The organism is Mycobacterium sp. BK086, from assembly GCA_004362315.1.
GTDB lineage: Bacteria > Actinomycetota > Actinomycetes > Mycobacteriales > Mycobacteriaceae > Mycobacterium.
The window spans coordinates 1,139,406-1,151,928 of record SNWL01000004.1 but is presented as its reverse complement, the minus strand read 5'-3'; the positions used below and the strand labels follow the sequence as shown (position 1 = coordinate 1,151,928).

The 12,523-nt window shown below is 68.8% G+C and carries 8 protein-coding genes; 4 read left to right on the top strand and 4 right to left on the bottom strand.

What is annotated here, in order from left to right:
* Positions 1-18 precede the first annotated feature (18 nt).
* Entirely contained in the window at positions 19-870 is an 852-nt protein-coding gene (gene sigI / locus EV580_RS16275; RefSeq protein WP_133692169.1) for an RNA polymerase sigma factor SigI, read from the top strand.
* A gap of 72 nt (positions 871-942) precedes the next feature.
* Here the strand turns inward: sigI and EV580_RS16270 are convergent, their stop codons facing one another.
* On the bottom strand, positions 943-1,191 hold the full coding sequence (locus EV580_RS16270) for a hypothetical protein (protein ID WP_133692168.1): 249 nt from the start codon (positions 1,189-1,191) through the stop codon (positions 943-945).
* A 161-nt stretch (positions 1,192-1,352) separates the two neighbouring features.
* Here EV580_RS16270 and EV580_RS16265 point away from each other — a divergent pair, with 161 nt between their 5' ends.
* From EV580_RS16265 to EV580_RS16255, 3 genes are all read left to right on the top strand, one after another.
* Positions 1,353-2,633 carry a sensor histidine kinase gene (locus tag EV580_RS16265; RefSeq protein WP_133692167.1) on the top strand — a complete coding sequence of 427 codons (1,281 nt, stop codon included), beginning with the start codon at positions 1,353-1,355 and terminating at the stop codon, positions 2,631-2,633.
* Positions 2,630-3,277 carry a response regulator transcription factor gene (locus EV580_RS16260; protein WP_133692166.1) on the top strand — a complete coding sequence of 216 codons (648 nt, stop codon included), beginning with the start codon at positions 2,630-2,632 and terminating at the stop codon, positions 3,275-3,277. The genes EV580_RS16265 and EV580_RS16260 overlap by 4 nt, the downstream gene beginning before the upstream one ends.
* 96 nt (positions 3,278-3,373) lie before the next feature.
* A complete protein-coding gene (locus tag EV580_RS16255) occupies positions 3,374-4,048 on the top strand; it encodes an aquaporin (protein ID WP_133692165.1) in 675 nt (224 codons plus the stop codon).
* 75 nt (positions 4,049-4,123) lie between these two features.
* Here the strand turns inward: EV580_RS16255 and recD are convergent, their stop codons facing one another.
* Genes recD through recC form a run of 3 tightly spaced genes read right to left on the bottom strand, consistent with a single transcriptional unit; the run spans position 4,124 to position 12,413 of the window.
* Entirely contained in the window at positions 4,124-5,848 is a 1,725-nt protein-coding gene (gene recD / locus EV580_RS16250; protein WP_133692164.1) for an exodeoxyribonuclease V subunit alpha, read from the bottom strand.
* Positions 5,845-9,147: an exodeoxyribonuclease V subunit beta gene (gene recB / locus EV580_RS16245; RefSeq protein WP_133692163.1), complete on the bottom strand. Its 3,303-nt coding sequence runs from the start codon at positions 9,145-9,147 to the stop codon at positions 5,845-5,847. The genes recD and recB overlap by 4 nt, the downstream gene beginning before the upstream one ends.
* Entirely contained in the window at positions 9,147-12,413 is a 3,267-nt protein-coding gene (gene recC, locus EV580_RS16240; RefSeq protein WP_133692162.1) for an exodeoxyribonuclease V subunit gamma, read from the bottom strand. Before recC ends, recB begins: the two co-directional genes overlap by 1 nt.
* Positions 12,414-12,523: the final 110 nt, after the last annotated feature.

Sequence of the window (12,523 nt, the reverse complement as noted above, 5' to 3'; positions counted from 1 at the left end):
CGATTCGTCGTCTATGACATGAACGATTCGATCGATGGATTGCTGCGGGCCCACCGCCCGTATCTGATCAACCTCGCCTACCAGATGGTCGGCGATATCGGTGACGCGGAAGATGTTGTGCAGGAGGCTTTTCTGCGGCTGTCCATGGCCGATTCCGGCGAGATCGAGGACCCACGGGGCTGGCTGACGGTGGTCTGCAGCCGGCTGTGCCTCGACCAGGTCCGGTCGGCCCGCCATCGGCGGGTGATCACCACCGAAGCCGAACTGCTGGAACGTCAGCCGCCGGTCAATCACAGCGCGATGCCCGACCCGGGGGACCGGGTCACACTCGATGACGAGGTGCACGCCGCGTTGTTCGAAGTTCTGGGCAGGCTCAGCGCGCCCGAACGGGTGGCGTTCGTGCTGCACGACGTCTTCGCGGTGCCGTTCGACGAGATCGCCGAAACCGTCGGCCGGCCGACCGCCACCTGCCGTCAACTCGCCCGGCGGGCCCGGATGAAGATCCATACCGCCGCACCGATAACCGCCGACGTCGACGACACCGAGCATCACCTGGTCACCGAACGATTCATCGCAGCCTGCAGCAATGGCGATCTCGACGCGCTGACCGAGGTACTGGCCCCCGACGTGTGGGGTGTGGGCACCGTCCTGGCCGATCCCCCGCCGCCACCGCAGATCAATCACGGGCAGGCCGCGGTGGGCGCCAACCTGCTGCGCTATCTCACGGGAGCCACGCTCGTCAGCGGTCCGGTCGGGCGGCCGGTCGCGCTGGCGTTCAGCGAGCGGCGGCTGTTCGCCGTCGTCGTGCTGACCATCCACGACGGTCTGGTCGCCAAGATCGAGGCGACGGCCGACCCGTCCGCGCGCTGACGTTTGGTAGCGATTTCGGCGCGTTTTCGCTCGCTCAGCGGCGATTAGCGCGCCGAAATCGCTGTGATCGAGCTAGGCGCCGGGCTGCTGGAAGTTGGCCGCGGCCTTGGGATCCAGCAGCGACGGGTGGTGCCGGTGCCACCAGTAGCCCGGGCTGGCCTCGGCGGCGGGCTTGGCGTGGATCTGCGGGGTGGCCACGTTGCCGGTGTGCGGGCCGGCCTCGGCCGCGCTGGCGATGCCGGCCAGTCCGAGTGCCGCGCCGCCGATGATGCCTGCCGACAGAATCGGAGCCGCGATGTAGCGGGCGAAGGTGTTCTTCATTGAATTCTCCTGTGTGAGTGGTTGTTTCGGCTTGTTTCGGCCTTGAGACAACTATCGACGCGGCGGGACACGCGGTCTGTCACGCAAAAGCACGTACCGGGGGATGAAGGTGGTGTCGTCCGTTCGGACGACACCGGCGCCGGGCTGGTTACACTCCCGGTGTGCGCGCACACGGCAGCCCGCCGAAGCGGCCAGGTCGCTTCTGGGTGAGCCTGGTCGTCCCGCCCATGCCCGCCGACGTCGGGACCAGCGAGGCCGTCCGCGCGATCTTCTTCAAGTTCGAGAACCAGGCGCAGCGGTTGCGCGCCATCCTTCGGCTGCTGCTGGTGGCCGTCATGGTGCTGGTGGTGCTCGCCTCGACACCACGCGCGTCGTGGCCCGCGCAGCTGGCGTTGGTCGCCGGCTACGCCGTACTGGCGGTGCTGGCCGCATGGGTTCGGCTGCAACAGCATCCGCGCACCGCCCGGTTGCGGGCACTGGAGCCGATGATGCCGATCGACATCGCGGCGATCTGCGTGCTGCAGTTGCTGTCCCCCGGCAGCTATCTGATGCTCGGACTGCTGGCGTTCCTGCCGTTCTTCATCGCCACCCAGGCCGGGCAACGAGCCGCGATCATGTCGGTCGCCGCGATCCTCGGCGCCGCGATCGCGGTGCTGGCCGACCCGGTGTTCCGCCGCCAGATGTCCGCGCCCGAAATCGCCGCGCTGCTGGTGATGCTCGCGCTGCTGTGCCTGTGCTCCTACACGGTGTCTCGGGTGCAGCAGCGCCGGCTCGCCAGCATCGCCGAGCTGACGGCGAGCCGGGCCATGCTCCTGAACGATGTGATGACAGCCGAGGAACGCGAACGCCGGCGCGTCGCCGAAGCCCTGCACGACGGACCGTTGCAGACCCTGCTGGCAGCCCGCCAGGATCTGCGCGACGCGATCCGTCCCAACCCCGACCTGTCCGGGGTGGCGCGGGCCAGCGAGTTGCTCACCGACGTCGCGCGCGAGTTGCGCCAGACCACCCGCGAATTGCACCCCTCCGTCCTCGAAGAAGGCGGGTTGGAGCACGCCGTCCGCGGACTTCTCGACACATTGGCCGAACGCACGGGGGTCGTCGTCGAATGTTCCATCGACTATCCGCTCCCGCACGCCGAGGACGCGACGCTCTACGGTGTGGCGCGCGAGCTGCTCACCAATGTGGCCCGGCACGCCAATGCCGGCCGGGTGTGGTTGACCCTGCGCGACGACGGTGACGCGGTGATGCTCGAGGTGCGCGACGACGGCGTCGGCATCGATCGGGCGGCGGCGTCCCGGCGAGTCGCCGAGGGACACATCGGGCTTGCCTCGCAGCGCTCGCGTATCGAGTCACTGCGGGGCACTTGGGAATTCCGGTCCGTCGACCGTGGCACGTGCGTGCGGGTCCGGTTGCCGTTACGCGATCACCAGGAGGTGCGGTGAGCAGTTCAGAACGACGCATTCGAGTGGTGGTCGGTGACGATCACCCGGTCTACCGCGACGGCATCGTGCGCGCCCTGAACAACAGCGGGCGTACCGAGGTCGTCGAAGCGGTCGGTGACGGGCAGGCTGCGCTCGCCGCGATCCAGCGGCACCGGCCCGATGTCGCGCTGCTGGACTACAAGATGCCCGGCCTCGACGGAATCGCGGTGGCGCACGCGGTGAATCGGGACGGTCTGCCCACTCGGGTGCTGTTGTTGTCGGCGACCACCGACGGCCCGGTGGTCTACCGCGCGATCCAGGACGGTGCCGCGGGTTACCTGTCCAAGGAGTCCGATCGCGACGAGATCGTGGCCGCCGTGGCGGCCTGCGCCCGCGGCGAGAAGGTGCTGCCACCGGAACTCGTGACCAGCCTGGCCACCCAGGTGCATCGGCAGGCCCAGTATCAGGGTCCCGTGCTTAGCGAACGGGAGCAGGAGATCTTGCGCCTGATCGCCGACGGCAAGACGGTCCCGGAGATGGCGAAGGATCTGTTCCTCGCGCAGACCACGATCAAGACCCACATCCGGCGGCTCTACGAGAAGCTCGGGGTGTCCGACCGCGGTGCCGCGGTCGCCTACGCGATGCGCAATCAGCTGCTGGAGTAGATCTGTCTGTCGTCCGTTCGGACGACACCGATTCATCCGGCGGATAGCGCGTTCGGGCGCTCCCGGTCATCGGTGCCGGCCAGCAGGCTGATTTCCATGACAACCACACTTCGCACCCCCGCAATCACCCACCTGACCCACCGCGCCAAGTACGTCACCGAAGCCGTCGGCACGTTCGTCCTGGTGTTCACGATCGGCGCCAGCTCGCTCGGTGGCTCTCCGCTCGCACCCGTCGCCATCGGTGCCGCGCTGATGGCCATGATCTACGCCGGCGGACACATCTCCGGCGCGCACTACAACCCGGCCGTCACGCTCGCCGTCTGGGTCCGTGGCCGCATCACTGCCCGTGAGGCGATCGGCTACGTCGCGTCCCAGATCGTCGGCGGGGTGGTCGCCGCCGCGGCCGTCACCGGCGTGATGCCCACCGGGCCATCACACCCGCTGGCCTTGTCCGGGCACGCGATGGTGGTGGCCGCCGTGGCCGAGTTGGTGTTCACCTTCGTGCTCTGCTTCGTCGTGCTGAACGTGGCCACCAGCAAGGACCACCCGAACAATTCGTTCTACGGCCTGGCCATCGGTTTCACCGTGGCCGCCGGGGCCGTCGCGGTCGGCGCCATCTCCGGCGGGGTGTTCAACCCCGCGGTCGGGATCGCCGGGCTGGCCATCGGGATGCTCACCAGCCCAGTCGTGTTCGTCTACCTGATCGTGCAGCTGGTCGCCGCGGTGGCCGCGGGGATGGCCTTCCGGTTTCTCAATCCCGCAGATAAGTAACCCCTCCCGCGCCGAGCGTGACTCCAGGGTCACGCTCGGCGCTCAGCGTGTCTCTGGTGTGACGCTCGCCGCGGGTCAGCCCTGCAGGCGGCGGGCCAGCCCGCTGGCGCGTGCCGCGCGGCGCGCGACGGCGGCGCGCAGCTGCTCGGCCGAGCCCACCACCCGCACCTTGGTCCTGGCCCTGGTGACCGCGGTGTAGAGCAGCTCGCGGGTTAGCAGCCGCGAATCCGTCTGCGGCAGAAGCACTGTGACCTCCCCGACTTGGCTGCCCTGGCTTTTGTGAATCGTCATCGCGTGCATGGTCTCGATATCGGCCAGCCGGCCGGTTGCCAACTCGGTCTGGCCATCGGCCCCGGCCATCACCGCCCGCAACACACCGTCACGCAGGACGGCCACCCCGATGTCCCCGTTGTAGAGCCGAAGTCCGTAGTCGTTGACGGTGACCAGGACCGGCCGGCCCGCATACCACGAAGCCCACAGTGGGGCATCGGTTTCTTCCGCCAGCCAGCGTTCGACCTGACGGTTCCAATACGACACGTCCTGGCGGTGCGCGCACAACAGCCGGTGCTCCTCCAGCGTGGCCAGCGCAGCGGGGCCGTCGCCGAGCACCGCGGCCTCCCGCAGCCGGAGTGCATGCGGCACAAGGACACTGCGAAGCGCGTCGGCCGGGTCCTCGGTGTCCAGCCATTCGATGTGTTCACCACCGGCGTTGAGCACGTCGAGCGCACGATTGGCGTCGCCGACCCGGATCGCGCTCGCCAGCGCACCGATCGACGGACCGAACCGGTGCGCGGTGAGAAGCTTGGCCACCGGGGTGTCAACGTGGGCACTGAGCCCCTCGACCAAATCCGCAAGCACCGCACCGGCTTCCACCGACGCCAATTGGTCTGGGTCACCGACCAACAGCAGGCGGGAATCCGGGCGGACGGACTCGACAAGGCGGGCCATCATGGTCAGCGACACCATCGATGTCTCGTCGACGACGATCACATCGTGCGGCAGCCGGTTCGCCCGGTGATAACGGAACCGCGATGACGAGTCCCGCTTGCGGCCCAGCAGTCGGTGAAGGGTGCTGGCGCCCAACTCCCGGAGACGCGCCTGGTCGGCCAGCGCCAGTTCGTTGACTTCGGCTTGCACAGCCTCCTGCAGCCGAGCGGCGGCCTTGCCGGTGGGCGCCGCCAGCGCGATCCGAGGCTGCGGCTTACCCGCGAGCTCGGCCTGTTCGGCCAGGAGAGCCAGCAGCCGGGCCACCGTGGTGGTCTTGCCGGTACCCGGCCCACCCGTGAGAACCGTCAAGCCGCGAGACAGTGCGATCTCGGCTGCTGCGCGTTGTTCCTCGAAGCGTTTCGGGAAAAGTCGTGCGATGTCGGGCAATTGGCCATGTGGCCGGCCGGCCGCCAATGCCAGCACATCGGCGGCGACCTGACGCTCCTCCAGCCAGTACCGGTCGAAGTAGAGCAGATCCTCCTCGAGGTGCAGTACGGCCGGCGAACTCAACAGCGGGCTCGCCGCGACGGCTGCTCGCCACTCGGCCGGTTCGGGCCATGGCAGATCGTCGATCTCGACCTGCGTGGGCACGGCCGTCAGCTCCACACACACCGAACCGCCCCGCACCGCGCGGACCACGAACGCGATCGCCAGTGCGACCCGCTCGTCAGGCTCGTTGCCCAGCGCGGTGAGCCGCTGGGCGACAAGGACATCAGCGGTCTCGATGGCCCCGGCCTCGTTGAAGATCCTCAGCAGCCCGGTGGCTCCTGCGCTGCGACGCCAGTCAGCGGCATCGGTCAAGTCGACGGTCATGCCGCCACCTGCCTGCCGTCGAGCAGATCCGACACCGCGACCACCAGCGCAGCCGGCGGGCGCCAGCTGAACACTCCGGCCGGATGGCCGTCGATCGTCGGGGTGCCGGGTCCACACATGCCCCGCACGAACAGATACAACACCCCGCCCAGATGCCGGCCGGGATCGTAGCCGGGTTGACGCCAGCGCAGGAACCGGTGCAGCACAACGCTGTACAGCAGGGCCTGCAGCGGATAGTCCGAATGGAGCATCGCCTCGGCCATTCTGGCCCGGTCGTAGTCGGCGGCCGACAGCGGCCGGTCGCCGTCGCCGAGCCAGTTGGTCTTGTAGTCGACCACCAGATACCGATGCCCTCCCCCACCATCGGGCACCCGCAACACCACGTCCACCGAACCCGACAGGTACCCGCGCAACGACTGGCCGCCCAGCGCGCCGCCGGTCAGCCGATCGGCGTACGAGGCCAGCGGGTCGTCGGGCGGAAGGTGCTCGCGCACCAGCCTGCCGACATCGGCCAGCCGGATCTGTGGTGGGCCCGTCGGCAGGTCACCACCGGCCAGCGGAAACTCGAAGTCCATCTCGCACAACCGGTCCCGCAATCCGATCTGGCGCAGGGTCAGACCGTCGGCCAGCGGACCCAGCGGGGTGTCGTGCATCGGGACCAGGGCGGCGGCCAGCTCGGCGGCGGGGACGTCGACGGGCCACCACACCGCATGCTGTTCGACCTGGGTCTGCAGTTCGGTGGCCAGATCGGCGGCCAACGGGTCTGCGGTCTCGAGGACCGCGTGCACCAGACTGCCGAACTTCGCGCCGGTCGGAAGGTCCGCCATCGGCGACGGGAGATCCGCGCCGGATGGTGGTGCGGTCACCGCGACCTCGGCGACCTCGTCGTCGAGCTGCACCACCTCGGGCTCGCTGCTCACCCCGGTGGTCTCGGCTGCGCGGATCAGCCCGGAGTACGACGTCCGTCGCCACGTGGTGTCGATGCTGCGGTGGAAGTGTCTGGCGGCAAGGTCATCTCGACGTTCGGGGCCGGTCAGCTCGGCCACCGGGACGATCACCGACTCCTCGAGCACCGGCCCACCCGCGGTCTCCCATTCGCGCAGCGCCGCCATTGCGTCGGCATCCTCGATCCGTTCGGGATCGCAGCGGTCCGGCACCGATGCCTGTCCGGGTCGGCGGCCCCGCAGCAGCCGGGACAGTCCCCCGTTGGGCTCGTCCCACGACGGCGCCCACCAGGCCACCACCTGGGATTGAGCCCTGGTCATCGCGACGTAGGTCAGCCGGGTTTCCTCGCCGGCCGACTCCCGCCTGCCCAGCGTCTGGGCGGTCACCAGTTCGGGACTCTGCTCACCACCGACATGCAGGCAGCGCCGCTCCTCCACGTGGAAGCGCACCAGATCATCGCTGCGCACATAGCGATTGAACGTGAACGGCAGGTACACAATCGGGAACTGCAGCCCCTTACTCACCCACACCGTCATGATCTGTACGGCCGCCGCGTCGCTGTCCAGGCGGCGGCTGCGCTCCGGGGCGCCGCTGCGCTCGTCACGCTGAGTGCGCAACCAGTCGCGTAATGCGGTGAGGCTGAAGTGTTCCCGATGCGTCACGTCATGCAGGAGCTGGGTGACGTGAGCGAGGTCGGTCATGTTGCGTTCACCGCCCGCCCAGGACAGCACCCGTCGGCCCATCCCCGCGAGCTGCGCGGCTTCGAACACCGCCGCGATGCCGGCTTCCCGCGCATGATCGGCCCACTGCCGCAACGTGTCCGCGATCTGATCGGTCAGCTTGTCGCCGCCGTCGGCCAGGTCTTCGGCTGTCTTGCCGAAGAACATCGTGGTGGCCGCGGCACGCACCAGTCCGGGGCGGTGCAATTGGTCGAACGCTTCAAGCAGGGTCAGCCAGTCATCGGCGGCTTGGGATTTGAGCACATCGGTGTCACCGGTGTAGACGGCCGGCACCCCGGCCGTTACCAGTGCATCGAAGCAGGCGCGGGCGTCTGCGTGACTCTCGGTGATGACCGCGATCTGGTGCGCCTGCACGGGCTCATCGTCGAAGGTGGCCGCACTGGCCAGCAATGCGGAGATGTCGGCGGCCAGGTCGGCAGCGATGTGTCCGCGCAGGGCGTCCATTTTGACGGTGCGGGTCCCACGCTGTCCGAAGGCTTCTCGGCTGACCACCCGCAGGCGGAACGGGTCGTTGTGGGGTGCGCCCGCCAGGCGGTGGCCGCGATGGTGCGCGTTGACGTCGAGGACCTTGATGTCCGGGTCGCCGAGCTCGGCACCGCCGAGCACGACCTGAAGACGGTCGACGAGTGCCGAATCGCTGCGCCAGTTGACGCCGAGGGTGTGCCGTTGGCCCGCGGTCTTGGCGGCGTGCAGGTAGGTGACGATATCGCCGCCGCGGAACGCGTAGATCGCCTGTTTGGGATCGCCGATCAGGATCAGCGTCGAGTGCCCGCTGAAGGCCCGTTCGATGACCTGCCACTGCACCGGGTCGGTGTCCTGGAATTCGTCGACCATCACCACCGACCACCGCTGATGCATGCGGGTGGCGGCAGGCGAGCCGGGCACCTGCAAGGCGTCGGCCAGCCGGCTGAGCAGGTCGTCGTAACTCAGAATGCCGCGTCGTCTTTTCCGCCGATCCAGCTCGGCCAGAACATCATTGGCGAAGCCGACGCGCACCGCCGGCTGCGATCCCGGCGGCGGATCCAGCGGACGCAGCTCGGTGCACGGGTTGGCGACGACTTCGCGGGCCAGCTTGAGCGCCTCGGCGCGGCTGATCGGTGGCCGCTCGCGCTCCTGCCCGAAATGCCGCAGATACAGATCGTCGACGATCTCGGCGACCAGGTCGTCGAGGCTTTCGGCCAGTGTCACGCTGCTGTCGGTATCGCCGGCGACACCAAGGGATTTCAGGACTAGGTGGCAGAACTGGTGGGTAGTGGCGATCGTCGCCGCGTCGAAGCCGGCCAGCGCGTCACGCAGCCGCCGACGGCGTTCGGCCAGTGCATCGGCGTCACCGGTGATGATCAGCCGCACGACGTCGTTGCCGGCGGCCAGACTCGGCTCGTCGAAGGCGCGCAAGGCGAGCTGCAACGCCTCGCGGACCCGCTCCCGCAGTTCCTGAGTGGCCGCCCGGCTGAAGGTGATCAGCAGCATCTGGTCCAGGTTCGCCCGGCCCTCGGCCACATAGCGGGTCACCAATGCGGCCAGCGTGAACGTCTTGCCGGTCCCGGCGCTGGCCTCGAGCACCGTTGTCGTGCGCTCGGCGGGAAGCGGTCCCACAAGGTCGAATTCGTGCATCAGGCGCCATCCTCGGCACGCAGCAGCGGCGCCCACAAGCGCACCGCGTAGGCACCCAACCGCGTCGTTTCGCCGTCGGCCTCCTCACCCGGCCGGACCGGGGTCAGCAGCGGATCAAGATCCGGTTCACGACCCCAGACCCGTTCGACGGCCGGGTCGTCGCGCTCGTAGCGCCACTTCGACCACGCCTCGCTCCTGGGGTCCTGGCCGCTGATCCGCGCCACCGCCCACGCGTGAGAGGTCTTGATGGGCAGCGGGATCGGTTCACGCCGGCCGGCGTCATAAATCGCCACCAGGTCACGCAGCACGCCGACCGGATCCTCCTGCGGTGAACCCAGCACGCGCTCGACAACACCGTTACGCCTGCGCTGCCTGCCGATGCCCACCACCGACCACTGCCCGGGAAAGGCCGCCGCCAAGGCCAGCATCGGGATCCAGCCGCGCAACAGATGCTGGGCATCGAGCTTGGAGAACGTCACCTCCACCAGCCGCTTGCCGAACACCTCGGGGACGGTTCCGGTGAGGCGACGCCCTCCGCCCAGATCCACATCGACGTCATAGGCCTGCGGCGTGCCGGTCCGGTAGACCAGCGCCGCACGCGCGAGTTCGGTTGCCTGGTCGCGTAATTCACCCGCAGTACGCCAGCCGAGCCGACCCGGCGGCAACGAGCCCCTTCGCCACTCCGCCTGCCCGGCCCGCTCGGGATCCATCCCGGCGAGCATGTCGGTGAGCAGCCGCTGGCCCACTGTCCATTGCTCCAGGTTGTCGATCTCGACCGGCATGGCGTCCTCGACGCCTTCGACCTCCCACGGCAGCGCCACATCGAGCGCGGTGAAGAAGCCCTTCACCGGGTTGGCGAAGAACCTCAGCAGATCGGTCAGCGTCACATCGTCGGGTGGCGGTGCGGGCAACGGTGTGGCCAGCAGGTCGGGCTGTTCGGGACGTTGACTTCCGGTGACCGACGCGGCGGCCAGCACACCGGAATCGAAGGTGAACGACTCGCCCGGCACGCCGAGTGCTCCCGGCGTCACGTTGCGAACATCGAAGGGCTGCAACGGGTGCCGCACCACGATCTGCTTTCGCACGGGTTCCTCAGTGGTGCGGTCGAGGGCGTCGAGCAGCTCGGCCAGCGGCACCGCGGGCGGACGGGGCTGTCCGGAGTATTCGTTGGCACCGGTGTAGGTGATGACCAGCTTGTCGGTGGCCGCACAGATCGCGTCCAGCAGCAGCTGGCGATCCTCGGAGCGGATGTCGCGCTCGCCGGTCATCGGATCGCGGGCCAGCGCGTCGTCGCCGTCGACCACCCCGATTCGCGGGAAGACGGTGTCGTCCAGCCCGACCAGGCACACCACGCGGTGCGGCACCGAGCGCATCGGAACCATGGTGCACACCGTGAGGGTGCCGGTGCGGAAGTTGGCCCGAGTCGGCCGGCCGGACAGGTGCCGGCCCAGCAGGGCGGTGATATCGGAGAGCCGCATGCCGACGTCGGCGCGCGGGCCGGCCGTAGTCAGCACGTCGCCGAATTCCCGCTGCAGCTGGCTGCTCTGCCAGGCGTCGTCCCCGCCCGTCGACGTCAGCGCCTCGACGCCGTCGGCAAGTCCCGTCAGCCACTGCGCCAACGGCCGCACCCCACTGAGGGTTTCGACGGTGCGCTCCAGGCGTCCGACGAACTCGGCGAGCCGTCCGGCCAGCTCCACACTGTTGCTGCCGACGTCGTCCAGCGGCAGGGTGACGCCCAGCCAGTCCTTCGAGTCATCGGACATCGCGACTCCGGCCAGCACCCGGTCGAGGCCGAACCGCCAGGTGTTCTGGATGAACGGGATCCCGAACGGGGCCCGGTGTTCCTGGTCGAAACCCCACCGGATATTCGCCTGCTGCACCCAGCGGGTGATGGTCTCCAGGTCGTCGTCGCTGAAAGCGAATCGCGCCCGCACCGGGTCGAGGTGGGCGAAGTCGAGAACTTCGGTGGCGGTGACCCGGCTACCGGCCAGCGTCAACAGTTTGGCCGCCACCCCGAGCAGCGGGTTGGTCTGGATCAGGGCGCGGTCGGCCAGCCGCACCCGCAGCTGGTGGGCCGGGTGGGCACCCGGCACGACGTCACCGAGACCGAAATCCGCGACGATCAGCGGGGCGTAGGTGTCGATATCGGGGCACATCACCAGGATGTCGCGCGGTTCCAGGGTGCGGTCCTCGGCGAGCAGACCGAGTAGCACCTCGCGCAGCACGTCGACCTGGCGTGCCGGGCCGTGACAGCTGTGCACCTGGACCGAACGATCCGCGGGCGTATGCGAACGGCCGCCGGGGCGGATGGCATTGGCAGCGATATCGGACTGCAGCCAGCCGAGCAGGGTGTCTGACTGGTGACCGGTGCCCAGGAATTCGTCGGTGGCCGCCGAACCGGGCAGGCTGCGCTGCAATTCGCGGACGTCGCGGCCGAGGGTGGCCAGCAGCGGATGGACGGCGAGTCGGTGACTGGTGTCCTCACTGCGGGCGGTCACACCGTGCAGATCGCGCAGCTCCGTCCACAGCGCGGCACTGGGGTGCGGCAGCCACAGGTGCACCTCGTGGTGTTCGGCCAGCGCGCCGATGAGGTCGATATCGGTGCTCGGCAGGCGGGTGTGGCCGAACAGCGATATCCGCGCCGGCAGGTCGGTGGGTGATTCACGGAGTCGGGCAACAGTTTTGGCGTGCCGGACATGCGGAGGATCGACACCGATCGCGTCGACCAGCGCGCGCCAGAGGTGCGGCTGCCAGCGCAGGTCGGCGTCCAATTCGGTGGGGTCACCGGCCAGCCAACCCGCCAACAGGGCTGGACGCTGCCGGGCGTAGGAGGCGAACAGCCCGGCCAGCCTGCGAGCCACGGCGTAGCGCCTGCCCTGTCGCAGATCCTTTTCCTCACCGTCCACGAAATGGCCGAGGTGAGTGGCGAGCGTGCGACACCACGGCTCGTCGAGGCTGGTGTCGATGACCTCCAACAGGGGCCAGGCCATCGCATCCGCCGACCACGGATCGTCCTCGCCGGTGCCGGCGAGCTCGCTGATCAGCGACGCCGGCGACCGGAAGGACACCCCCGCGCAGACACCACCACCGGTGTCGGTGCCACCGAGGATGTGCGAGAGCCGCTGGCTGAGCCACCGTTCGACGCCGCGGGCCGGGACCACCACGAGTTCCTGCGCGAACGGGTCGGATTGCGGGGTGGCCAGCAGCGCGCCGAGACCGTCGGCGAGCAGGTCGGTCCGCTCGGCTCGGTGCAGGTGCAGGGCCATCGGGATTACCGTAGCCGCGCCCGCGGACATCGTTGACGGTGTCCACCTCCTGGACGCCCCCTGTGGCTTTGTCCAGAGCATGTACACAGCAAAGCGAATTTTGCTGAATT